Source organism: Pseudoclavibacter chungangensis (genome assembly GCF_013410545.1).
In the GTDB taxonomy this organism is placed as follows: domain Bacteria; phylum Actinomycetota; class Actinomycetes; order Actinomycetales; family Microbacteriaceae; genus Pseudoclavibacter; species Pseudoclavibacter chungangensis.
Genome location: NZ_JACCFV010000001.1, coordinates 1,153,800 through 1,176,313 on the forward strand (window position 1 = coordinate 1,153,800; position 22,514 = coordinate 1,176,313).

Below are 22,514 nucleotides of genomic sequence, written 5' to 3' on the forward strand. Positions count from 1 at the left end.
TCGTCGAATGGCCGAGCAGCAGGAATTTCGCGTCGAGCGCGACTCGCTGGGGGAGAAGGAGATCCCCGCGGACGCGTACTGGGGGATCCACACGGCGCGAGCCGTGGAGAACTTCGCCATCAGCCGCCGTCCGATCAGCGTCTATCCGGACCTGATCCGCGCCTATGCGCAGGTGAAGCAGGCGGCAGCGCGCGCGAACCGTGAGATCGGGGTCCTCGATGCCGAGCGGGCCGAGCTCATCGACCGCGCGGCGCAGGACATCGTCGACGGGAAGCTGCTCGACCAGTTCATCGTCGGGGTCATCCAGGGCGGTGCGGGCACGAGCACGAACATGAACGTGAACGAGGTCATCGCGAACCGAGCGCTCGAACTCGCGGGGCGCCCGTTCGGCGACTACGAGTACATGTCGGTCAACGATCACGTCAACCGCTCCCAGTCGACGAACGACACCTATCCGAGTGCCGTCAAGCTCGGTCTCGTCCACTCCGTCGACCGGCTCGTGCAGGAGTACACACTGCTGCAGGACTCGTTCCGGCAGAAGGGGCGCGAGTTCAAGCACGTCCTCAAGATCGGCCGGACGCAGCTCCAGGATGCCGTGCCGATGACGCTCGGGCAGGAGTTCAACGGCTTCGCGACGACGGTCGGCGAGGACATCGAGCGACTGCGCGACATCAAGCCGCTCCTGCTCGAACTCAACCTCGGTGCGACCGCGATCGGGACCGGCATCACCGCCGATCCGGCGTACGCCCCCGCCGTCATCCGGCACCTTCGCGAGATCACCGGCTACGACTCGCTCGTCACCGCGACCGACCTCATCGAGGCGACGAGCGACACTGGCGTGTTCATGTCGCTCTCGGGCGCCATGAAGCGCACCGCCATGAAGCTCTCGAAGATCTGCAACGACCTGCGTCTGCTCTCCTCGGGGCCGCAGGCCGGGCTCGGCGAGATCAACCTGCCCGCCCGTCAGGCCGGCTCGTCGATCATGCCCGGCAAGGTGAACCCCGTCATCCCGGAGGCCGTCAACCAGGTCGCGTTCGTGATCGCCGGTGCCGATGTGACGGTCTCGATGGCGTCCGAGGCGGGTCAGCTGCAGCTCAACGCGTTCGAGCCCGTCATGCTGCACTCGCTCATGCAGAACTCGACCTGGCTGCGTCGCGCGGCGCGCACGTTGCGCGTCAACTGCATCGACGGGATCACCGCGAACGAGGCGAAACTTGCCGACCAGGTGTCGTCTTCCGTCGGCGTCGTGACGGCGCTCACGCCGTTCATCGGGTACACGGAGGCCGCGAAGCTCGCGAAGGAGGCGCTCCTGTCGAAGGCGTCGATCGCGGACCTCGTCGTCGAGCGGGGACTGCTCAACCGTGAGCGCGTCGACGCGATCCTGCAGCCCGCGATCCTGTCGGGTGACGTGACCGAGACGAGCGCGATCCCGGTGCTGTCGCCCGAGCTCATCCGCAGCATGCAGAGCGAACTCGACGCGGCCGACCTCGACGACCTGCGGTCCTGACGGGTCCGTCCAAACGAACGACGGGCGGGGCCGAAGCGATCGCTTCGGCCCCGCCCGTCGTTCGTGCGCGATTCAGCGCCGAGGGTCGTCCGGTTCGAGCATCTCGTCGGCGTCGTCGGCGAGATCATCGAGCGCCTCGTCGCGCAGGTCCCCGGCCCGGATGAGGCTCTCCGCGCTCGCCTCGCGACTGCGCTCGACCTCCTCCTCGACGCGCCGACGCATCTCCTCGAGCTGCTCCTCGCTCCGGCGACGGAGTTCCTCGAGCTGTTCCTCGCTGCGCTTGCGCAGATCCTCCGAGCGGCGCCGCAGGTCCTCGGCGGTGTCGGTGACCCTCGTCTGCAGATCGTCGGCCTGCACCGTGACGCGTTCGCTGAGGTTCTGCGTGCCCTCGCCCACGTAGCCGACGAACCGCCGCGCGGCACGCTGGATGCGCGGGGTCGCGGCGTCGAGACCACGCTGCGCCGCATCGACGCAGGCCTGCACCGGGGCGCTACGCCAGACCGCGCCCGCGGCGGACTTCACCTGCTCGTACCGACGCCGTCCCGCTCGAGAGCCGAGCACGTAGCCGGTTGCGGCGCCGAGGAGGAAGACGAAGCGTTTCATGGGACACAATCTATCGCGCCGGGCATGATCGAAACCCCGTTCGGACCACGAACCCGGTGTCGAAGCTCGTAGGCTTGGCCTGCGCTCCCGGCCGTGGTCCACGACGTCCGTCTCGGAGCGACGACGAGGGAGAGGACCGAGCAGCGAGTATGACGAGCCCCGCAGCCGATCGCGCCATCGCGCGTCCGCCGATCCGGAAGATGCCGCGAGTCTGGGGAGCGGTCGTCGGCGTCGCCGTCGTGTTCGCGCTCATCGTCGTCGCCTGGCTGCTCGTCAATCTGCAGGCGGCGGCGGTGTTCATGGCGATCCCGGCGCTCGTGCCGCTCGGTCTCGTGCTCACGGCCGTCTGGTGGCTCGATCGGTGGGAGCCCGAACCGCGCATCCTGCTCGCGCTCGCACTCCTCTACGGCGCCGGGGCCTCGGTCGTGGGGACGTACATCACGGGCAACTTCATGCTCGACGTCGCATCGCGGCACCTCAGCACGCAGGGACAGGTCGACTCGTTCTCGGTGCTCGTGCAGGGGCCCGTGACGGAGGAGCTCGTGAAGGGCATCGGCCTGCTGCTCATCGTGCTCATCGCGCGTCGCGAGTTCAACGGTCCCGTGGACGGGTTCATCTACGCGGCCATGATCGGCGCGGGATTCGCGTTCACGGAGAACATCATCTATTTCGCGAACTCGGGGGGCACGGGGCTCGAGTTCGTGTGGCTGCTCGTCGTGCGCGGCATCCTCTCACCGTTCGCGCACGTGCTCTTCACGGGCCTCACGGGCATGGCGTTGGGCTGGGCGACGCGTCGAGGCGGCGCGCTCCGGCTTACGGGAGCGTTCGTGGCGGGCCTCATCGGTGCCGTCATCGCGCACGCGTTCTGGAACGGTGGCAGCGTCATCGTGCTGCCGCTGCTCGGCGTCGACCCGAGTAATCCGTTCGGCTGGATCATCTTCTACGCGGTCGTCCAGGTGCCCGTGTTCCTCGCGACGGCCTGGCTCCTCCTGCGGCTGGTCGACGATGACCGGGCACGCACGGCGCACCGTCTCAGCGAGTACGAGCGCGCCGGCTGGTTCACGCCCGGCGAGGTCAAGATGCTCGTCGACTGGGACACGCGCGTGCGAGCGCTGCGATGGGCTCGTGGGCAGGGGCGCCAGGTGCATCACGCACTGTCGAGCTTCATCGTGGAGGCGACCCGGCTCGCCTATGCGCGCGAGCGCGCGAGCGTCAACAAGCGCGACCCCGATCGTCGTGTCGTCGAACGCGAGCACCTCGAACAGGTGCGGTACTGGCGCGAGCGATTGCGCACGTCGACCGCGCGCGGCGGCGCTGGCGTCCCGGCGCGCACGGCGGGACGCCCTGACGGCGCGGGCGGGCATGCCGCACACGGCACGACGGACGGTTCCGCGGGCCACCGATGACAGGGGAGCAGATGGCCTGGAACGACGGGCAGGACCAGGACGGACCACACGGTCGAGGTCGCTCCGCGGCCGGTGACACCGCGCCTTCCGGAGCGCCGGGCCACGGGCAACAGCAGCCCGCGCAGCCGCAGTACGGTCAGCAGCCGCAACACGCTCAGCAGGCCCAGTACGGTCAGCAGGCGCAGTACGGTCAGCAGGCGCAGTACGGTCAGCAGGCGCAGTACGGTCAGCAGGCGCAGTACGGTCAGCAGCCGCAGCACGGTCAGCAGCCGCAGCACGGTCAGCAGCCGCAGCACGGTCAGCAGCCGCAGCACGGTCAGCAGGCGCAGTACGGTCAGCAGCCGCAGTACGGTCAGCAGCCGCAGTACGGTCAGCAGCCGCAGTACGGTCAGCAGGCGCAGTACGGTCAGCAGCCGCAGTACGGTCAGCAGCCGCAGCACGGTCAGCAGCCGCAGCACGGTCAGCGGCCGCAGCACGGTCAGCAGGTCCAGCACGGTCAGCAGCCGCAGTACGGTCAGCAGGTCCAGCACGGTCGACTCTCCGACGTCGCCCAGCAGCCGCAGATCGATCATCCCGGGGTCGGCGGGCACCACGGGCACCCCGCTCAGGCGTACCCGCAGATGCAATCGCCCAACGGACCGGCCCGGTGGAGCGGCGCGCCGATACCCGCCCCGGCACCGGTCGCACCGGTCTTCTTCCGGCCGCTCCCGCGGCGGGCGAACACCCGCATGATCGTCGTCTCGATCGTCATCATGGCCGTCGCGTTCGTCCCGATCGCGCTCGTGTTCGTGCTCGCGGGGTATCAATCGGGCCCCGGGCCGCTCCTCGTCGCACTCGTCGCCGCGATCCTGCCGCTCGCGGTCGTGTGGTTCGTCGTGTGGTTCATCGATCGGTGGGAACCCGAGCCACCGCTCATGCTCTTCGGGGCGCTCGCGTGGGGCGGGGGGATCGCGTGCGGGGCCGTCCTGTTGTTCGGACTCCTGCGCCAGCTCGTCCTCCCCGGCATTCCGGAGTGGTGGGGGTCTGTGGCCGAGGCCCCGGTGTTCGAGGAGTTCTGGAAGGGGCTCGGCGTGCTCGTGCTGTGTCTCGTCGCACGGCGCCACGTGAACGGCCCCAACGACGGTCTCGTCCTGGGCGCACTCGCGGGGGCGGGGTTCGCGTTCACCGAGAACGTGCTCTATTTCTCGAGCTCGCTCGAGCAGGACGCGGGCGGCTTCATCGTCCAGTTCGTCGTGCGAGGCATCGCCCTCCCGCTCCTGCACCCACTGTGTACCTCGCTCACGGGCTACGCGATCGGTCTCGCCTCGCAGCGCGGTGGCGTCGGGCGCATCATCGGCTTCTTCTTCATCGGTCTCGCGCCGGCGATCTTCGTCCACTTCTTGTGGAACGTCGGGGTCACGATCATCGCGAGCGTCAATTCCACCGTCGGTGGCATCATCGGCGGCTATCTCGTCTACTTCCTCGTCGTGATGGTGCCGATCTTCGTGGTGTGGATCCTCGTTCTCGTCCGGCAGGCGCGGCGGGACCGGCGCATCCTCCGCGAGCGACTCGTCGACTACGCCGATGCCGGTTGGTTCTCGCCCCAGGAGGTCGGCATGCTCACGACGATGGCCGGCCGCTCGGCCGCGCGTTCGTGGGCTCGGCGACAGGGCCCGGACGTCGCGCGGGCGATGCGTGAGTTCATCGTCGACGCGAGTCGGCTCGCACACGTCAGGGACGCCATCGTCAAGCGCTCGGACCGGGGGAGCGCGCTCGCCGACGAGAGCGATCTGCTGCGCGAGATCGTCGCGTCACGCGTTCGGCTCACGCGGGCGCAGGCCCCTGCGGCGCCCATGCCCCACTGACCCCCGTGGCCCGCCGGATCGCGCGCCGAGACCTGCCGTTCCGCCGACGGCGGACGACCCGGGCCGGCCGGGACGGCGCGTCGCGGGGTGCACTGTCAGCCGGAACCGATTGGATGACGGCATGAGTGAAACCGAACGCACGAAGCCCGAGATCGAGTTCCCCGAGGGGCCCGCCCCCGCAGAGCTCGTCATCGAGGACATCATCATCGGTGACGGCCCCGAGGCGCTCGCGTCCTCGACCGTCAAGGTGCACTACCTCGGTGTCGAGTACGAGTCGGGCGAGGAGTTCGACTCGTCCTGGAGCCGGGGCGAGCCGATCGACTTCCCCCTCGCCGCGCTCGTGAAGGGCTGGCAGGAGGGCATTCCCGGCATGCGCGTGGGTGGCCGCCGCAAGCTGATCCTCACGCCGAGCCTCGCCTACGGCACGGCCGGTGGACACCCGCTCTCGGGCAAGACCCTCGTCTTCGTCATCGATCTGCTCGGCGTCCGCTGATCGTCACCCGACTCCTGCTCGAGGTGCTAGACTCGTGAAGTTGCCGTGAACCGGCCGCGGAGAAAGAGCGCTCGCACACTCGGTGACGAGCACCGCGCAACGAGCAGGAGGAGGTCCGAACATATGGCACTGAGCCCGGACGTCAAGAAGGCCATCATCGATGAGTACGCGACGCACCCCGGTGACACCGGTTCGCCCGAGGTCCAGGTCGCGATCCTGTCGACGCGCATCAAGGACCTGACGGAGCACCTCAAGTCGCACAAGCACGATCACCACTCGCGCCGCGGCCTGCTCCTGCTGGTCGGTCAGCGTCGTCGACTGCTCGGCTACCTCGCCGACGTCGACATCGAGCGGTACCGTTCGCTCATCGAGCGACTCGGTCTGCGCCGATAGCCTCACGACTCCCGACGGCCCCCGCCTCCTGGCGGGGGCCGTCGTCGTCCCTGCCGTGCCGCAGCGGTCGCGCCGGAACTTCTACGGTGCGTAGAATTGCCGTATGACGAGTGACGATCACACGAGCGACATCCCGGCCGACGAGCCGGAGCAACCGGGGTCCGCGGGCTTCACGGTGGACACGTCCGGTACGCCGGACAACACGCCGGAGGTCGACGAGCTCGCCGAGCTCCGCGGCGGCGACGCCTTCGGCGACGAGTGGCGCCACGACTACCCGTACGACAAGAAGCTCTCGCGCCGCGCGTACGAGAAGCAGAAGCGCCTGCTGCAGATCGAGCTGCTGAAGCTGCAGACCCACGTGAAGGAGACGGGCCAGAAGGTCGTCATCATCTTCGAGGGGCGCGACGCGGCGGGCAAGGGCGGCGCGATCAAGCGGTTCATGGAGCACCTGAACCCGCGTGGCGCGCGCACGGTCGCGCTCGAGAAGCCGACCGAGAAGGAACAGACGCAGTGGTACTTCCAGCGCTACGTCGAGCACCTGCCCGCGGCGGGGGAGATCGTCCTGTTCGACCGCTCCTGGTACAACCGCGCCGGGGTCGAGCGCGTCATGGGCTACTGCACGCCGACTGAGTACCTCGAGTTCACGCGGTCGGCGCCCGAGTTCGAGCGCATGCTCGTCCACTCCGGCATCACGATCGTCAAGTTCTGGTTCTCCGTCGGCCGCGAGGAGCAGTTCCGTCGCTTCGCCGCGCGTCGTGACGACCCGGTCCGGCAGTGGAAGCTGAGCCCCACCGACCTCGCCTCGCTCGACAAGTGGGACGAGTACACCGAGGCGAAGGAGGCGATGTTCTTCTACACCGACATCGCCGAGTCGCCGTGGACGGTCGTCCGCTCGAACGACAAGAAGCGGGCGCGGCTCGAGGCCATGCGTCACGTCCTCGCGCAGTTCGACTACCCCGCGAAGGACACCCACCTCGTCGGTGCGCCCGATCCGCTGCTCGTCGGATCGCCCCGCACCATCTACGACCAGGGTGAGCGCCCCACGGGCGAGTTCCCGGTCACGAGCGAGCTCGTCGGCGACCGCCCGTCGGCCTGAGTCACCCCGTCGGCATCGTCCGCCCGGTCGCGCACCGCGCGCCCGGGCGGACGCGTCATCCGACGTCATGTGATCCGGTCGCGCCGCCGCGCCGTCGCTACCGTGATGGCCATGACCGAACCGTCGCGGCTCACGCGCGCCCTCCACACCGGATTCCACGTCGATCCCGTGCACGGTGCCGTCGCGCCCCCGCTGTACCTCACCTCGACGTTCACGTTCGAGTCGCTGGGGGAGCCGCGGGAACACGACTACACGCGCTCCTCGAACCCCACGCGCGATCTGTTCGGCGAGGCCGTCTCGGAGCTCGAGGGCGGCGCCGGTGGCACGGTCGTCGCATCGGGCATGGCGGCGAGCTCACTCGTCGTGCTCTCGCTCGTCGGGCCGGACGACCTCGTGCTCGTCCCGCAGGAGGCCTACGGCGGCACGTGGCGGCTGTTCGACACGCTCGCCCGCGAGGGACGGTTGCGCGTCGAGTTCGTCGACGCCACCGACACTGAGCGCCTGACCGCGCGCATCGCGGCGGCGAAGCCGCGCCTCGTCTGGGTCGAGACCCCGTCGAACCCGCTGCTGCGCCTGACCGACATCGCTGCCGTGTCGACCGCCGCGCACGAGGCCGGTGCGCTCGTCGTGGCCGACAACACCTTCCTCACCCCGCTCGGTCAGCGGCCGCTCGAGCTCGGCGCCGACATCGTCGTGCACTCGGCGACGAAGTTCCTCAACGGACACAGCGACCTCGTGTCCGGTGTCGTCGTCGCTGGCACCCCCGAGCTGCACGCGCGCTTCCGGCACTGGGGCAACGTGCTCGGCGTCACGGGGAGCCCCTTCGACGCCTACCAGGCGCTGCGCGGCCTGCGCACGCTCGACGTGCGCTGGCGCCGACACCTCGAGAACACGGCCGCCGTCGTCGCCGCGATCGCGGACCACCCCGCGGTGAGCGCGATCCACTACCCGGGGCTGCCCGATCATCCGGAGCACGATCTCGCCGGCCGTCAGCAGGACGGCTACGGGGCGCTCGTCTCGTTCGAGCTCGCGGGCGGACGCGATGCGGTCGCGCGCTTCCTCGACGGTCTGCAGCTCTTCGGCCTCGCCGTCTCGCTCGGGGGTGTGGAGAGTCTCGTCGCACACCCCGAGACCATGACGCACGCGTCGATGAGCGCCGAGGCACGCGAGCGCGCCGGCATCGGCAGCGGGCTCGTGCGGCTCTCCATCGGCATCGACACGGCCGAGGACCTCGTCGCCGACCTGCTCGCGGGGCTCGACCGCGCTCGCTGAGCGCCCTCGCCCGACGGCGCCGGGGCGCCGCGTCCGGACCGGCGAGGCGCGTCGATCGGGGGCGCCGACCGCCCGACTGGTAGGATGACGCCCGAATCCATCTCATCGTGCGTGGGGTGGCAGGCTGCTGATCCTCGGTGGTGGTCCGCCGGAGTCGATTCCCCGGAGCGCCACCACTGACGATCAGCCTGGATCATCCGATTCCTGGTTTCCTGCCCTCCTGCGCGCCAGCATGCAAAGGAGGGACCCTTGGAAGGTCCTGAGATCAAGGCCGCCGAGGCCGTCCTCGACAACGGCTCGTTCGGCACCCGCACCATCCGCTTCGAAACCGGCCGCCTCGCCCAGCAGGCGCAGGGCTCGGCCGTCGCCTACCTCGACGAGGAGACGATGGTCCTGTCGGCCACGAGCGTCTCGAAGCACCCGAAGGACAACTTCGACTTCTTCCCCCTGACGATCGACGTCGAGGAGCGCTCGTACGCCGCGGGCAAGATCCCCGGCTCGTTCTTCCGCCGCGAGGGGCGTCCCTCGACGGACGCGATCCTCGTGTGCCGTCTCATCGACCGCCCCCTGCGCCCCTCGTTCGTCGAGGGCCTGCGCAACGAGGTGCAGGTCGTCGTGACCGTGCTCTCGATCGCGCCGGGTGAGTTCTACGACATGCTCGCGCTCAACGCGGCGTCGATGTCGTCGATGCTCTCGGGCATCCCCTTCTCCGGCCCCATCGCGGGTGTGCGCGTCGCGCTCATCGGTGAGCAGTGGGTCGCGTTCCCCACGAGCGAGCAGCTCGAGCAGGCCGTCTTTGATCTGACGGTCGCGGGCCGCGTCGTCACGAAGGCGGACGGCACCGAGGACGTCGCGATCATGATGGTCGAGGCCGAGGCCACCGAGCACTCGTGGGACCTCATCAAGAACGGTGCGACGAAGCCCAACGAGCAGGTCGTCGCGCAGGGGCTGGAGGCGGCGAAGCCGTTCCTCGCGCAGCTCGTGCGCGCCCAGGCCGAGGTCGCCGCGCAGGCGAACCGTGCCACGGTCGAGTACCCGCTGTTCCTGCCCTACTCGAGCGAGGCGTACGACGTCGTCGCCGAGCTGGCGTACGACCGCCTCGTGCCGATCTACCAGATCGCCGACAAGGTCGAGCGTCAGGACGCGGACGACGCGCTCAAGAGCGAGGTCAAGGAGGCCGTCGCGGCGAAGATCGAGGCCGGCGAGCTGCCGGCCGAGATCGCCTCGCAGGTCTCGGCGGCCTACAAGGCCGTCACGAAGGTCGTCGTGCGCGGTCGCATCCTCCGCGAGGGCAAGCGCATCGACGGTCGCGGCGTGACGGACATCCGTCAGCTCGACGCCGAGGTCGACGTGATCCCGCGCGTGCACGGCTCCGCGATCTTCCAGCGCGGCGAGACGCAGATCCTCGGCGTCACGACGCTCGGCATGCTCAAGATGGCGCAGCAGATCGACTCGCTCTCGCCCGTCACCTCGAAGCGGTACATGCACCACTACAACTTCCCGCCCTACTCGACCGGTGAGACCGGCCGGGTCGGCAGCCCGAAGCGTCGCGAGATCGGCCACGGCTTCCTGGCCGAGCGCGCGCTCGTGCCGGTGCTGCCGACGCGCGAGGAGTTCCCGTACGCGATCCGCCAGGTCTCGGAGGCGCTCGGCTCGAACGGGTCGACGTCGATGGGCTCCGTGTGCGCTTCGACGCTCTCGCTGCTCAATGCCGGTGTGCCGCTGCGTGCACCCGTCGCGGGCATCGCGATGGGCCTCGTGTCCGAGGACGTCGACGGCGAGACGCGCTACGCGACCCTCACCGACATCCTCGGTGCGGAGGACGCGCTCGGCGACATGGACTTCAAGGTCGCGGGTACCTCGGAGTTCGTGACCGCGCTGCAGCTCGACACGAAGCTCGACGGCATCCCCTCGAGCGTGCTCCACGGCGCGCTCCAGCAGGCGCACGACGCCCGCATCCAGATCCTCGACAGGGCGATCAACGCCGTGATCGACACGCCGGACGAGCTCGCCCCGACCGCGCCGCGCATCATCACGGTCAAGGTCCCGGTCGACAAGATCGGTGAGGTGATCGGGCCCAAGGGCAAGATCATCAACCAGATCCAGGACGACACGGGCGCGGACATCTCGATCGAGGACGACGGCACCGTGTTCATCGGTGCGACGGACGGCCCCTCGGCCGATGCCGCGAAGGCCGCGATCAACGCGATCGCGAACGTCACGAACCCCGAGGTGGGGGAGCAGTACCTGGGCACGGTCGTCAAGATCGCGACCTTCGGTGCGTTCGTCTCGCTCCTCCCGGGCAAGGACGGCCTCGTGCACATCTCCGAGGTGCGCAAGCTCGCCGGCGGCAAGCGCGTCGAGAACGTCGAGGACGTGCTCGGTGTCGGTCAGAAGATCCTCGTGGAGATCACGAAGGTCGACGACCGCGGCAAGCTCTCGCTCGCTCCCGTCCTCGAGGACGAGAAGCCCGAGGAGAACGCGGCCGACGCCGACGCCTGATCGTCGCCGGGCGGCAGCGTCCGCCCCGAACGCCGATGCGGCGGCCGGATCCACGGATCCGGTCGCCGCATCGGCGTTCCGCGGCTCAGTCGCCGGGGTGCTCGAAGACGCCCATGACGTGCCCGCGCGCGATGATCGACTCGCGCGCCATGAAGTGCACGCGCGCACCCGTGAGATCGTCCGGCACGTCGAGGGGTGCCGAGAGTGCCTGCACGGTGAAGAAGTAGCGGTGCGGGCCGTGGCCGGCGGGTGGCGCCGCGCCGAGGTACTCGGTGCCGAGCGCCTCGTTGCGGCCGGCGCTCGCGCCGTCGGGCAGCGCACCCTCCACGCCGGAGCCCGCGTTCTCGGGGAGTGCAGTGACGTCGGCGGGCACGTTCTTCACGATCCAGTGCCAGAAACCGCTCATGGTCGGCGCATCGGGATCGTAGGCGGAGACCAGATAGGCGGCAGCGCCCTCGACCGGATCCCACTCGAGTGCGGGCGAGCGCCCCTCGCCACCGTGCGACGGCGCGGCGTTCACGAGCGGCAGCGCGCCACCGTCGGGGAACGGGGCGCGGACCGCGATCTCCGGGACCGGTGCGAGCTGGGCGTACGGATCGTTGGCCATCTGGACTCCTCTCGATCGGGTGGCCGCCGGTGGGCGACCGTCGTGAGCATCGTAGGTCCGCCTGCCGGGCGGGCACTCAGCACCGAGGGGGTCGCCGCGCGCCGTCCGTCCCCCGGCACGGCATAGGGTGGACGGGTGCCGCACGCGATCGCCCTCCCACTGACCACGCCCGAGATCCGAGCCGAGCTGTCGGGTGGTGCCGAGTTCCGACGGACCGTGCTGCCGTCCGGTGTCCGCGTGCTCACGGAGCGTGTGCCCGGGGCCCTGAGCGCGAGCGTCGGGTTCTGGGTGCCGGTCGGATCCCGCGACGAGCAGCCCCACCAGTACGGCTCGACGCACTTCCTCGAGCACCTGCTGTTCAAGGGCACGCCCACGCGGACCGCGTACGACGTGGCCGTCGCGTTCGATCGCGTCGGCGGGGAGCACAACGCGGCGACGAGCCGCGAGCACACCGTCTACCACGCGAAGATCCGCGACGTCGACCTGCCGATGGCGATCGACGTGCTCGCCGACATGGTCACCTCGAGCCTCCTCGAACCGGGCGAGTTCGAGATGGAACGCGGCGTGATCCTCGAGGAACTCGCCATGGCGGACGACGATCCGGGCGACGTCGTCTGGGACCGTTTCTACGAGACGGCGCTCGGCGACCACCCGCTCGCCCGGCCGATCGGCGGCACACCGGACTCGATCCGGGCCACGACCCGGGACGCGGTCTGGGACTACTACCGGCACCGTTACCACCCGACGGAGCTCGTCATCACGATCGCGGGCGCGGTCGACCACGACGCCGCGGTCGCGCGCATCGAGGCGGGCCTGCGCGCCGGCGGGTGGGACCTCGAGACGCCCGGGGTGCCGCTCGCGCGGCGCTCGACCGTCGACGTGCACCCGCAGCCCGCGCGTCGGCTCGACGTCGTGGACCGTCCGCTCGAACAGGTGAACCTGCTCGTCGGTGGCCACGGCATCACGTCGACCGATCCGCGCCGGCACACGTTCGGCCTCATGCACCACGTCTTCGGTGGTGGCATGTCCTCGCGCCTGTTCCAGGAGGTGCGCGAGCGACGCGGACTCGCGTACTCCGTGCACTCGTTCGGCGGCTCGCACTCGGACGCCGGCGTGCAGGGCATGTACGCCGGCTGTGCGCCGACGAAGGCCGCCGAGGTCGTGCGCGTCATGCGGGCCGAGGCGGAGCGACTCGTCGCCGACGGCGTCACGGAGGAGGAGCTCGCCGACGCGAAGGGCGCGACCGCCGGTGCGAGTGCGCTCGCGCTCGAGAACAGCGATTCGCGCATGTCCAGGCTCGGGCGATCCGAGATCCACACGGGAGAGCTGCTCGACCTCGACGCGGCGCTCGAACGCGTCGAAGCGGTCACGCTCGACGACGTGCGCACGCTCGCGGGCGAGCTCTTCGACGGGCCGCTCGTCGCGGCTGCCGTGGGACCGCTGCCCGCCGATGCTCGGGCGGAGTTGGAGCGCTGAACGTGTCGCACTACGTCTACCTCGTCCGCCACGGTGAGCAGCAGGACGCCGAGCACGGCATCGTCGACGGTCACCTCTCCGATCGGGGACGCGCGCAGGCGCACCTCATCGGACGGCGGCTCGCGGAGGTGCCGTTCGACACGGCGCGCACCTCGCCGCTCGATCGGGCGCTCGAGACGGCCGACGTCATGGGCCAGTACCTGCAGGGGCCGCCCGTGACGGAGTCGACGCTCCTGTTCGACTGCATCCCCTCGGGGCGGACGCCGGACACCCCCGGTTGGTACGACGGCTATTTCGCGGGGATCCCGCAGGCGACGATCGACGCGGGCCAGGCGCAGATGGAGGACGCGACCGAGACGTTCCTCACCTCGACGCGCGAGGACACGCACACGCTGCTCGTCACCCACAACTTCGTGATCGGGTGGTTCGTCCGTCACGTGCTCGAGGCGCCCACGTGGCGCTGGCTCGGGCTCCAACAGCACAATTGCGGACTCACGATCCTGCGGGTGCGTACCGCGAAGCCGACCGAACTCCTCGTGCACAACGACGCTTCGCACCTCGAACCCGCGCTCCGCACCGGTGTCGGCTGGGACCTCCCCGTCTGACCTCGAGCCTCCGTGGGACGGGGCCGCGTGTCGGAGGGGGCACCTAGCATCGCGTCATGAATTTCGCGACGACGGACGACGGCGGCCTGATCGAGTACCACGTCCGGCCGGGGCCGGCCCCCGCACCACCGCTCGTGCTCGTCCAGGGGCGCGGCCTGGACCATCGCGCATGGGACGGCGTGACGTGGTCCTTCGCCGATCGCACGCTCGTCCTGCTCGACCATCGCGGGACGGGCGGGTCCGTGGCACGACTCCGTCCGGGGTGGTCCACCAGCGACTTCGCGGACGACGTCATCACCGTCCTCGACGACGCGGGCATCGAGCGGGTCCACGTGTACGGGCACTCGATGGGAGGACGCATCGCGCAGTGGCTCGGCGCGCGCCACATCGATCGCGTGGTCTCGCTCGTCGTCGGCGGCGCGAGCACGGGCGACGAGTCCGGCCCGCCACGACCCGAACGCGGAGCGGCGGCGCTCGCCGCGGGCGATCCCGGCGCGCTCGCCGCACTCTTCTTCCCCGACGCCTGGATCGCCGCGCACCCCGACGAGGCCGGGCGCATCGTGCCCGCACCGCACGATGCGCGGGTGATGTGTGTCCACGGCGACGCGTCGGATCGGCGGGACGGACCGGCACCGTCGGAGATCAGCGTGCCCACACTCGTCCTGCACGGCACCGACGACCCTCTCGCCGATCCTCGCAACGCCGCGATCCTCGCGGCGCGTGTTCCCGACGCGGAGTCGTTCCTCGTGCCGGGGGCGCGGCACGCGTACTGGGCGGGCCGTCCGGAGGTCCACGAGCGTGTCGCGCGCTTCCTCGCCGATCACGACCCGCGCTGACCGGGCACGGCCACGGGCGTCACGCCGACCGGTGCGCCAGGACCGAGTCCCGATGGCCGCACCGGCGCGGAGCGGCGCGACGCGAGCTCGCGGGGGCCTACCCTGGAGGCATGACGATCGCTGTCGCCGTCACCGGCGCAACCGGCCGCATGGGCCGACTCATCCTCGAACTCATCGACCGGGACGACGCGTTCACGCTGCACGCGGCGCTGTCGAGCGCGGACTCGCTCGACGCGATGCTCGGAGCCGATGTCCTCATCGACGTGACGCGCCTCGACGTGTCCGAGCGGGCAGTCGACGTGGCACTCGAGGGCGGCCTCGACGTCGTGATCGGCACGAGCGGCTGGGACGCGACGCGCATCGGCGCGCTCGCCGAGCGGGTGCCCGCCGACCGCGGTGTGCTCGTCGTGCCGAACTTCTCGCTCGGCTCGGTCCTCGCGACGCACCTCGCGACGACCGCCGCGCGGTTCTTCGACAGCGTCGAGATCCTCGAGGCGCACCACGAGCGCAAGGTCGACTCGCCCTCGGGCACCGCCGTGCGCACCGCGGAGCGCATCGCCGCCGCGCGTGACACGCCACTCGACCCCCCGGCCGCCGAGCAGCGAGCACGCGGCGAGGTCGTCGACGGCGTCCCCGTGCACAGCCTGCGTCTGCGGGGGGTCGTCGCCGAACAGCGCGTGCTCTTCGGCGGGACGGGCGAGCTGCTCGAGATCCGCCACGAGACCCTCGACCAGTCCGCCTACCTCGCAGGCATCCGCACGGCGCTCCTCGCCGCACCCGACTCGACGGGGGTGACCGTCGGGCTCGATGCGCTGCTCGGACTCGACGGGGCCGCCCGATGAAGCCCGGGCGCGGCGCCGCGATCAGCGTCGGGATCATCGTCGTCTGCCTCGCGCTCTACTTCGTGCTGACGCTGCAGTTCTCGTGGTTGCTCATCACGAAGGCGGACCCGATCGGTGTCGCGATCGGCGTCGTCCTCATCGTCTTCCCCGTCGCCGCGGCCGTGTTCGTGGGCCGTGAGGTGCTCTTCGGGTTCCAGGCCGCGCACCTCCTTCGCCGCATGGAGGCGGAGGACGCGCTGCCGGTCGACGACCTTCCCAAGCGCGCGAGCGGTGCGCCCGAGCGTGGGGCCGCCGACGAGGAGTTCCCGCGCTGGCGCGCGGAGGTCGAGGCCGAACCGGACGACTGGCGCACGTGGTACCGGCTCGGGCTCGCCTACGACGCCTCCGGTGACCGTCGCCGGGCACGGGGCGCCGTCCGACGGGCGATCGCCCTCGAACGGGACGAGGGTCGCGCGGCCTGATCCGACGAGCCGCCCGCCGCTCCCGCGGCACCGCATCACCGTGCGGTGGCCACGATGTCGAGGTCACCGCGCTGGCGGGGGATCGACGTCGATGCCCGCGAGCTTGTCGGGGTTGCGCACGAGGTAGAGTTGTTCGACGAGCCCGTCCAGCGCGAGTCGGAGGGTGACGGTCGTCGTCAGTCGATCGCCCTCCCAGACGAGGAGCCCCGCGCTCCCGTTCACGACGGCCGGGCGCACACGAACGCCCTCGTGCGACGAGATGCCGACGACGAAGCGGACGATCCGTTCGCGGCCGACGATCGGCCGACGTGCCGCGTGTGCCCTGTCACCACCGTCGGAGTAGAGCACCGAGCCGGCCGACAGGAGCGCCGCGACGTGCGCGACGTCGCCCGGGAGCAGGGTGTCGAGGAGCGCCTGCAGTGCCCGCGAGTCCCGGTACACGCGCGAATCGACGTCCCCGCGCTCGAGGTCGGCGACGGCACGGCCGGCACGTGAGACGAGCTGGCGGGCGACCGCGGGCGAGGTGTCGAGCACCGCGGCGATCGAGTCGTAGTCGAGGTCGAGCACGCGGCGCAGCACGAACGCGGTGGCCTGCTCGGGGCCCATCCGGCTGAGCGCGACGTCGAGCGCGTGCCCGAGTCCCGCACAGTGCACGTGCCGCCACTCCGGGGAGTCGTCGTCGACGATCGGATCGGGCAGCCAGGGGCCGATGTACGTCTCGCGGCGTCGCGTGCGCGCCCGGACGGCATTGAGGGCGAGCCGTGAGGCGATGACCGACAGGTAGGCCGCGGCCTCTTCGACACCGGCGTGGTCGACCTCCGCCCATCGCAACCACGCGTCCTGCACGACGTCCTCGGTATCGGTGCGTGAGCCCGTCACCCGGTAGGCGGCGGCGAGCCTGCGCGGGCGGTGCCGCTCGAACTCGTCGACGGCAGCGCGGAACGGAGTGGTCGGGCACGCGATCACGCACCCGCGGTCGTCCGGGCGAGGGCCCCTGTGCGCGACGTCGGCCACGACGGGAGGGGCGACGGTGCACCAGCGCGCATCCACCGCAGCGTGAACCGGCAGATCGCCTCCTTCCCGATGCCACCGAGCCGACCGCCGACCGCGAACGGCAGGAGCCGGTCGGTCCGCGACACGAACTGCACGCGTCCGTGGCCGTCGCCGAGGTCGAGGCACCGCGCCGCGTAGCCGGGGACCGCGTCGCGCGGTCGGCCCCGCGCGATGACGTCGGCGACCGCCGTGCCGAGGGGGATCGCGCTCGCGCAGGCGGGGCGCAGGTGTGCTGTCCCCGGGCCGTCCACGAGGATCGCGTCACCGGCGGCGTACACGCGCTCGACGCCGTGGACACGCAGCGAGCGGTCCACGACCACCCGGCCCCGGTCGTCGACGGGCAGGCCGGAGTCGTGAGCGAGGGCGGGTATCGCGAGCCCAGTCGCGTCGACCACGAGATCTCCCGCCGCCGCGACGGGCGGCACGTCGTCGTCGAGGAGGGCGACGCCGAGCGAGGTGAGGCGAGCGGCGAGTGCGCGCCCGTGGTGGTCGGCGGCGAGCCGAGCTGCACGCGCGAGGCGAACGCGACGACCGGAATCCGCGAGCGCGCAGGCGAGCTCGACGCCCGTCGCGCCGGGCCCGACGACCGTGACCACCGCGTCGGGCCGGTCGCGGAGCGCTCCGGCGAGACGTTCGGCGTGGGACTCGTCGTCGACGCAGTGCACCCCGCTCGACACGGTGCGCGCGCCTGATCCGACCGCGAGCACGAGCGCTCCGAACGGTCGCTCCGCCCCGGAGTCGAGGACGATCCGCCGATCCGCCGCATCGACGCGAGCGACGGTCGCCACGAGCAATTCGACGTCGGGACGCAGCAGCGCATCGAACGGCACGCGTGCGTGCGGGCGGTCGGCGCTCGCGACGCGGTGCAGTCGGATGCGCTCCACGAAGTGCGGCCGCGCCGTGACGAGCAGTGGCCGAGCGCCGTGTCGAGCGAGCCGGTTCGCGGCCGTGACGCCGGCGTAACCGCCCCCCACCACGATCGCGCGCTCGTCGTCCGCGTCGCTCCGGTCCGTCCGTCCGGTCATGATCCGCTCCGTTCCACGTCGCATCGTCGTCCGGTCGGACGCCGTCACGAGGGGGACACCGCGAATCGCCGTCGTGTGACCGTCGGCGTGTCGGACGGCGTGTCGCTCAGAGCGGGCCGCCCTCGTCGTCCTCCTCGACGCGCTGCGGGCTGCGGAGGGCGCGGCCGATCGCCTGCTCGACGGTCGTGTCGCGGAAGACGAATCCGTCCTCGAGCAGCGCCTGCGGGACGACGAGCTGATCGGACAGGAACAGTTCACGCCCGGCCTCTCGCAGCGTGAAGTCGATCACCTGGGACGGCGTCTTCAGGACGACCGGCCGATTGAGCTCCGAGCCGAGGTCGTCGAGCACCTCGTTCGCCGTCGCCGGGGTCGGTCCCGCGAGGTTCACGGGCCCGTGGAGGCCGCTCGTGAGGAGGTGTTGGATCGCGCGGACCTCGTCGATGAGGCTCACCCACGGCCAGTGCTGCTCGCCCGTGCCGAGCCGCGTGAGCAACCCGAGCGATGCGAGCGAGCGCAGCACGGCGAGGAACCCGCCCGGCCCGACGACGAGCCCCGTGCGCAGGTTCACGACACGCGTGCCCTCCGGGGCGCGCGCGGCCGCGGCCTCCCAGCGCTCCACGACGCGGGGCAGGAACCCGTCGTCCGCCCGGGGCGCGTCCTCCGTGAGTCGTTCGCCCGGCCGGTCACCGTAGGCGCCGCTCGCGGACGCGTTGAGCAGGACTGGCGGCGCGACGCGTGCCTGCTGCATGGCGGTCGTGAGCGTGAGCGTCGAGTTCACGCGCGAGCGCAGGATCTCCTTCTTCACGTTGTACGTCCACGGGAGCCTGCTCAGGCGTGCACCGGAGAGGTTGACGATCGCGTCGGCACCGTCGATGAGTGCGGGGTCGAGCTGTCGGGCGCCGGGGTTCCACTGGCGCTCGCGCTCGTGCGTCGGCTCGCGTCGCACGAGCTTCGTGACGAGGTGGCCCGCCGATTCGAGCTCGGGAACGAGCGACCGGCCGACCAGGCCCGAGGCACCGGACACGACGACGTGCAATGGGCGACCTGATTGCGGGGTCATGTTGCAGAGCCTAATCGTCGCTTGCTTGGAGGCCGGGTAGTGTGGCTCGTCGTGTCGATGAATGCGGAGGGGCGACGTGCCGGGCGCGGCGCCTGACGGCGAGCCCGTCCCCGACGACGGCGCGCTCCCGGCATCGGCCGGGATCGGCGCCGCGGCACGCGACCTCGGAGCATACGTCCACGTCCCGTTCTGTCGCGTGCGGTGCGGGTACTGCGACTTCAACACCTACACGGCCGAGGAGTTGCGAGGCGCCACACGGGGCGGCTATCCCGACGAGGTGCTGCGCGAGATCGCCCTCGCGGCGCGCGTTCTCGGGGACGTCGACGCGACGCGTCAGCTCTCCACCGTCTTCTTCGGCGGCGGGACACCGACGCTGCTCCCGCCCGGCGACCTCGCGCGGATGCTGCACGGCCTGCGCGACACGTTCGGGCTCGTCGACGGTGCCGAGGTGACGGTCGAGGCGAACCCGGATTCGATCGACGCAGCGGGACTCGAGGCACTCGCCGCGGCGGGTGTGACGCGCGTGAGCTTCGGGATGCAGTCCGCGGTGCCGCACGTCCTTCGGACCCTCGACCGGACGCACGACCCCGCACGCGTGCCGCAGGTCGTCGCGGCGGCGCGCGCGGCCGGGCTCGAGACGAGCGTCGACCTCATCTACGGCACACCCGGCGAGTCGCTCGACGACTGGCGGACGAGTCTCGACGCCGCGATCGCCCTCGAACCCGGCCACATCAGCGCCTATGCGCTCATCGTGGAGCGCGGAACCGCGCTCGCTCGTCGCATCCGGCGGGGTGAGATCGCCCCGGTCGACGACGATCTGCACGCCGAGATGTACGAGGTGCTGGATGCACGCACCGCCGAGGCCGGGTTCGAGTGGTACGAGGTGAGCAACTGGTCGCTCGGCGGCCGGAGCCCCTCCCGACACAACCTCTCCTACTGGCGCGATGCCGACTGGTGGGGCTTCGGTCCGGGCGCGCACTCGCACGCGGGTGGCGTTCGCTGGTGGAACGCGAAGCATCCCGCGGCCTATGCCCAGCGACTCGCCGCGGGCCGGACGCCCGCGGTCGGTCGTGAGGTGCTCGACGAGGCCACCAAGCGATTCGAGCGCATCATGCTCGGCGTCCGCTTGCGGGAGGGGCTCGACGTGTCGCTCCTCGACGACCGCGGCCCCGTCGCGGGCCTCATCGCGGACGGCCTCGTCGAGGCCCCCGCGGCGTTCGCCGGCCGACTCGTGCCGACGCTCCGCGGGCGGCTCATGGCCGACGCGATCGCGCGCAGACTCGTGTGAACCAGCTCGCGCGCCGCCCCGACGGGGCGACGCGCGAGGTGGATCGTCCACGGGCGTCCGCGGACGCTGGTGGTCAGGCGATGAAGCGGAACGTCCAGGGGTAGCGGTAGGGGCGACCCGTGCTGTTCACCTGGACGCCGCCCATGATCGCGAACACGATGTTCAGGATGGACAGTGCGAACCCGGCGAAGACGACCACGAAGGCGAGCGGCGGGATGATGAACGTCACGATGACGTTCAGGACGCCGATCGCCGCACCGGCGATGACGACCGTTATGCCCCAGTTCGTCGCCTCCTTGCCCTCGCTGTCGGCGAGGCCACCCCGGTCGCGCGTGACGAGCCACAGGATGAGCGGGCCGAGCACGCCCACGATGTTGAGCAGGTGCGCGAACATGCCGATCTGTCGTTGGCTCGCGTCGGCGGGCGCGGATGCGTACGGCGAGCCCTGCGGCTGGCCACCGTAGGGCGGCTGGCCACCGTAGGGCGGCTGGCCGGCGTAGGGCGGTTGGCCGCCGTACGGTGCGCCCTGCTGGGGTGGGGCGCCGTAAGGGGAGCCCTGCTGCGGCTGGCCACCGTAAGGGGAGCCCTGCTGCGGCTGTCCACCGTAAGGGGAGCCCTGCTGCGGCTGCCCGCCGTAAGGGGAGCCCTGCTGCGGCTGCCCGCCGTAAGGGGAGCCCTGCTGCGGCTGCCCGCCAGAGGGCGAGCCCTGCTGCGGCGGGGCGCCGAACGATGAATCCTGCTGGGTCGAGGCGGCAGGTGCGGCCTCGTTCTTCCGGATGTCCGGCGGCGCCCCGGTCGTCGGCGCTGCGCCGTGAGCGGACACCTGTGGGTCGGCGGGAGCGCCGGGCTGCGAGCCGTACGGGCCGCCGGCATCCTGCCCGTTCGTGCCGTTCGGCTGCGAATCGTTGTGGTTCAGTGGGTCGGACACGGGGATCCCCTCGTTCGATCCGGCATCCGCGGATGCCGTGGTGCTGTGCTCCACGACGGCCGTTTCCGAAGCCGTCGGCATCAGCATGCCACGAGTCGGAACACGGCACGCTCGCCGTGGCGCGATAGGATTGGCACTCTGGCGCATGGAGTGCCAGTCAGCGGTGAAGGCCGGAGGTGCAGCATGGTTTCCGAGCGGAGCCTCGAGGTGCTCCGGGTCATCGTGAGCGACTACATCACGAACCGCGAGCCGGTCGGGTCGAAGTCCATCTCCGAACGCCATGCCTTCGGCGTCTCCGCGGCGACGATCCGCAACGACATGGCGCAGCTCGAGGAGGCCGAGCTCATCGCGGCACCCCACACCTCCTCGGGCCGGGTGCCGACCGACAAGGGGTACCGGCTCTTCGTCGACCGTCTCGCCGACCTGCGCCCGCTCTCGAGCGCCCAGCGTCGGGCGATCGAGTCGTTCCTCGGCGGATCGAGCGACCTCGAGGAGACGCTGCGCCGTTCGGTCCGCTCGCTCGCGCAGCTCACGAACGGCCTCGCGATCGTCCAGTACCCGTCGCTCGCGCGGGCGAGCATCCACCACGTCGATTTCGTCCGCCTGAGCGAACGTCGCGTCCTCACGATCGTCATCACCGACTCGGGGCGGGTCGAACAGCGCATCGGCGAACTCGCCGAGCCGATCTCGGACGAACTGCTCTATACGCTCCGCGAGCGCTTCGCCGAGCGCCTCATCGGACGTCGCCTCGAGCAGGCCGTCGCCGAGCTGCGCGACGTCTCGGGCATCCTCCCCGAGGCCGATGCGGCCTTCGTCGCGCCGATCGTCGTGAACCTCCTCGAACAGGTGCTCGCCAACCGTCAGGACCGCGTCGTCACCGCCGGTGCCGCGAATCTCGCGCGCACCGAGCAGGACTTCCCCTCCACGATCCTTCCCGTCCTCGAGGCGATCGAGGAGCAGGTCGTGCTGCTGCGGCTCATGACCGAACTCGGTGACGACGGCGGCGTCGCCGTGTCCATCGGCCGCGAGAACGCGTACGAGGGGTTCGGGGAGACCTCGATCCTCAGCACCTCGTACTCGAGTGACGGAGCACACGCACGCCTCGGCGTGCTCGGCCCCACACGCATGGACTACCAGCACAACATGGTCGCGGTGCGAGCCGTCGCCCGCTACCTGTCCCGCATCCTGGGCGACGGTCACCGCGACTGATCGTCGCG

At 70.9% G+C, this 22,514-nt stretch carries 21 protein-coding genes; 15 read left to right on the forward strand and 6 right to left on the reverse strand.

Going from position 1 to position 22,514, the window contains the following annotated elements; all coding sequences use genetic code 11:
* The first annotated feature begins 7 nt into the window (after positions 1-7).
* Complete coding sequence (locus HNR16_RS05150) at positions 8-1,507, forward strand: aspartate ammonia-lyase (protein WP_158040456.1); 1,500 nt, start codon at positions 8-10, stop codon at positions 1,505-1,507.
* A gap of 72 nt (positions 1,508-1,579) precedes the next feature.
* On the opposite strand, the gene HNR16_RS05155 is transcribed toward HNR16_RS05150, so the two are convergent.
* Positions 1,580-2,110: a hypothetical protein gene (locus HNR16_RS05155; protein ID WP_158040455.1), complete on the reverse strand. Its 531-nt coding sequence runs from the start codon at positions 2,108-2,110 to the stop codon at positions 1,580-1,582.
* A gap of 149 nt (positions 2,111-2,259) precedes the next feature.
* On the opposite strand from HNR16_RS05155, the gene HNR16_RS05160 reads away from it, so the two are divergent.
* The 7 genes from HNR16_RS05160 (at position 2,260) to HNR16_RS05190 (ending at position 11,116) form a co-directional block, all read left to right on the forward strand.
* Positions 2,260-3,516, forward strand: a complete 1,257-nt coding sequence (locus HNR16_RS05160) for a PrsW family intramembrane metalloprotease (RefSeq protein WP_158040454.1) — start codon at positions 2,260-2,262, stop codon at positions 3,514-3,516.
* The gene (locus HNR16_RS05165) at positions 3,513-5,360 is read left to right on the forward strand and encodes a PrsW family intramembrane metalloprotease (RefSeq protein WP_158040453.1); all 1,848 of its coding nucleotides are present in this window, start codon (positions 3,513-3,515) and stop codon (positions 5,358-5,360) included. The genes HNR16_RS05160 and HNR16_RS05165 overlap by 4 nt, the downstream gene beginning before the upstream one ends.
* A 121-nt stretch (positions 5,361-5,481) precedes the next feature.
* Entirely contained in the window at positions 5,482-5,853 is a 372-nt protein-coding gene (locus tag HNR16_RS05170; RefSeq protein ID WP_158040452.1) for an FKBP-type peptidyl-prolyl cis-trans isomerase, read from the forward strand.
* A gap of 123 nt (positions 5,854-5,976) precedes the next feature.
* Positions 5,977-6,246: a 30S ribosomal protein S15 gene (gene rpsO / locus HNR16_RS05175; RefSeq protein ID WP_158040451.1), complete on the forward strand. Its 270-nt coding sequence runs from the start codon at positions 5,977-5,979 to the stop codon at positions 6,244-6,246.
* A 103-nt stretch (positions 6,247-6,349) separates the two neighbouring features.
* Positions 6,350-7,342, forward strand: coding sequence for a polyphosphate kinase 2 (gene ppk2, locus HNR16_RS05180; protein ID WP_158040450.1), 993 nt, complete (start codon positions 6,350-6,352; stop codon positions 7,340-7,342).
* Between the two features lie 111 nt (positions 7,343-7,453).
* Positions 7,454-8,614 carry a cystathionine gamma-synthase gene (gene metB / locus HNR16_RS05185; RefSeq protein ID WP_158040449.1) on the forward strand — a complete coding sequence of 387 codons (1,161 nt, stop codon included), beginning with the start codon at positions 7,454-7,456 and terminating at the stop codon, positions 8,612-8,614.
* Positions 8,615-8,863: 249 nt separating this feature from the next.
* On the forward strand, positions 8,864-11,116 hold the full coding sequence (locus tag HNR16_RS05190) for a polyribonucleotide nucleotidyltransferase (protein ID WP_158040448.1): 2,253 nt from the start codon (positions 8,864-8,866) through the stop codon (positions 11,114-11,116).
* 85 nt (positions 11,117-11,201) lie between these two features.
* On the opposite strand, the gene HNR16_RS05195 is transcribed toward HNR16_RS05190, so the two are convergent.
* The gene (locus tag HNR16_RS05195) at positions 11,202-11,723 is read right to left on the reverse strand and encodes a YbhB/YbcL family Raf kinase inhibitor-like protein (RefSeq protein WP_158040447.1); all 522 of its coding nucleotides are present in this window, start codon (positions 11,721-11,723) and stop codon (positions 11,202-11,204) included.
* Positions 11,724-11,858: 135 nt separating this feature from the next.
* Here HNR16_RS05195 and HNR16_RS05200 point away from each other — a divergent pair, with 135 nt between their 5' ends.
* From HNR16_RS05200 to HNR16_RS05220, 5 genes are all read left to right on the forward strand, one after another.
* On the forward strand, positions 11,859-13,199 hold the full coding sequence (locus HNR16_RS05200) for a M16 family metallopeptidase (protein ID WP_158040446.1): 1,341 nt from the start codon (positions 11,859-11,861) through the stop codon (positions 13,197-13,199).
* Between the two features lie 2 nt (positions 13,200-13,201).
* On the forward strand, positions 13,202-13,804 hold the full coding sequence (locus HNR16_RS05205) for a histidine phosphatase family protein (protein ID WP_158040445.1): 603 nt from the start codon (positions 13,202-13,204) through the stop codon (positions 13,802-13,804).
* A gap of 56 nt (positions 13,805-13,860) precedes the next feature.
* On the forward strand, positions 13,861-14,640 hold the full coding sequence (locus HNR16_RS05210) for an alpha/beta fold hydrolase (RefSeq protein ID WP_158040444.1): 780 nt from the start codon (positions 13,861-13,863) through the stop codon (positions 14,638-14,640).
* Positions 14,641-14,750: 110 nt separating this feature from the next.
* Positions 14,751-15,482: a 4-hydroxy-tetrahydrodipicolinate reductase gene (gene dapB / locus HNR16_RS05215; RefSeq protein WP_158040443.1), complete on the forward strand. Its 732-nt coding sequence runs from the start codon at positions 14,751-14,753 to the stop codon at positions 15,480-15,482.
* Entirely contained in the window at positions 15,479-15,943 is a 465-nt protein-coding gene (locus HNR16_RS05220) for a hypothetical protein (RefSeq protein ID WP_158040442.1), read from the forward strand. The genes dapB and HNR16_RS05220 overlap by 4 nt, the downstream gene beginning before the upstream one ends.
* 63 nt (positions 15,944-16,006) lie before the next feature.
* Here the strand turns inward: HNR16_RS05220 and HNR16_RS05225 are convergent, their stop codons facing one another.
* The 3 genes from HNR16_RS05225 to HNR16_RS05235 form a co-directional block, all read right to left on the reverse strand.
* Positions 16,007-16,909, reverse strand: coding sequence for a sigma factor (locus HNR16_RS05225; RefSeq protein WP_158040441.1), 903 nt, complete (start codon positions 16,907-16,909; stop codon positions 16,007-16,009).
* Complete coding sequence (locus tag HNR16_RS05230; protein WP_179558112.1) at positions 16,906-18,021, reverse strand: FAD-dependent oxidoreductase; 1,116 nt, start codon at positions 18,019-18,021, stop codon at positions 16,906-16,908. The genes HNR16_RS05225 and HNR16_RS05230 overlap by 4 nt, the downstream gene beginning before the upstream one ends.
* A 106-nt stretch (positions 18,022-18,127) precedes the next feature.
* A complete protein-coding gene (locus tag HNR16_RS05235) occupies positions 18,128-19,081 on the reverse strand; it encodes a TIGR01777 family oxidoreductase (protein WP_158040439.1) in 954 nt (317 codons plus the stop codon).
* A 76-nt stretch (positions 19,082-19,157) separates the two neighbouring features.
* Here HNR16_RS05235 and hemW point away from each other — a divergent pair, with 76 nt between their 5' ends.
* Complete coding sequence (gene hemW / locus HNR16_RS05240) at positions 19,158-20,369, forward strand: radical SAM family heme chaperone HemW (RefSeq protein ID WP_158040523.1); 1,212 nt, start codon at positions 19,158-19,160, stop codon at positions 20,367-20,369.
* A 73-nt stretch (positions 20,370-20,442) separates the two neighbouring features.
* Here the strand turns inward: hemW and HNR16_RS18750 are convergent, their stop codons facing one another.
* Positions 20,443-21,297, reverse strand: a complete 855-nt coding sequence (locus HNR16_RS18750) for a DUF4870 domain-containing protein (RefSeq protein ID WP_225737841.1) — start codon at positions 21,295-21,297, stop codon at positions 20,443-20,445.
* A 183-nt stretch (positions 21,298-21,480) separates the two neighbouring features.
* Here HNR16_RS18750 and hrcA point away from each other — a divergent pair, with 183 nt between their 5' ends.
* Positions 21,481-22,506, forward strand: coding sequence for a heat-inducible transcriptional repressor HrcA (gene hrcA / locus HNR16_RS05250; RefSeq protein WP_158040438.1), 1,026 nt, complete (start codon positions 21,481-21,483; stop codon positions 22,504-22,506).
* The last annotated feature ends 8 nt before the right edge of the window (positions 22,507-22,514 follow it).

Bases quoted from the DNA above. Each gene is read 5' to 3' on its own strand.
- ppk2 (WP_158040450.1), top strand. From the start codon at position 6,350: ATGACGAGTGACGATCACACGAGCGACATCCCGGCCGACGAGCCGGAG.
- HNR16_RS05165 (WP_158040453.1), top strand. From the start codon at position 3,513: ATGACAGGGGAGCAGATGGCCTGGAACGACGGGCAGGACCAGGACGGA.
- HNR16_RS05150 (WP_158040456.1), top strand. From the start codon at position 8: ATGGCCGAGCAGCAGGAATTTCGCGTCGAGCGCGACTCGCTGGGGGAG.
- rpsO (WP_158040451.1), top strand. From the start codon at position 5,977: ATGGCACTGAGCCCGGACGTCAAGAAGGCCATCATCGATGAGTACGCG.
- HNR16_RS05235 (WP_158040439.1), bottom strand. From the start codon at position 19,081: ATGACCCCGCAATCAGGTCGCCCATTGCACGTCGTCGTGTCCGGTGCC.
- HNR16_RS05230 (WP_179558112.1), bottom strand. From the start codon at position 18,021: ATGACCGGACGGACGGACCGGAGCGACGCGGACGACGAGCGCGCGATC.
- dapB (WP_158040443.1), top strand. From the start codon at position 14,751: ATGACGATCGCTGTCGCCGTCACCGGCGCAACCGGCCGCATGGGCCGA.
- HNR16_RS05195 (WP_158040447.1), bottom strand. From the start codon at position 11,723: ATGGCCAACGATCCGTACGCCCAGCTCGCACCGGTCCCGGAGATCGCG.
- HNR16_RS05220 (WP_158040442.1), top strand. From the start codon at position 15,479: ATGAAGCCCGGGCGCGGCGCCGCGATCAGCGTCGGGATCATCGTCGTC.
- HNR16_RS05155 (WP_158040455.1), bottom strand. From the start codon at position 2,110: ATGAAACGCTTCGTCTTCCTCCTCGGCGCCGCAACCGGCTACGTGCTC.
- metB (WP_158040449.1), top strand. From the start codon at position 7,454: ATGACCGAACCGTCGCGGCTCACGCGCGCCCTCCACACCGGATTCCAC.
- HNR16_RS05210 (WP_158040444.1), top strand. From the start codon at position 13,861: ATGAATTTCGCGACGACGGACGACGGCGGCCTGATCGAGTACCACGTC.
- hrcA (WP_158040438.1), top strand. From the start codon at position 21,481: ATGGTTTCCGAGCGGAGCCTCGAGGTGCTCCGGGTCATCGTGAGCGAC.
- HNR16_RS05160 (WP_158040454.1), top strand. From the start codon at position 2,260: ATGACGAGCCCCGCAGCCGATCGCGCCATCGCGCGTCCGCCGATCCGG.
- HNR16_RS05170 (WP_158040452.1), top strand. From the start codon at position 5,482: ATGAGTGAAACCGAACGCACGAAGCCCGAGATCGAGTTCCCCGAGGGG.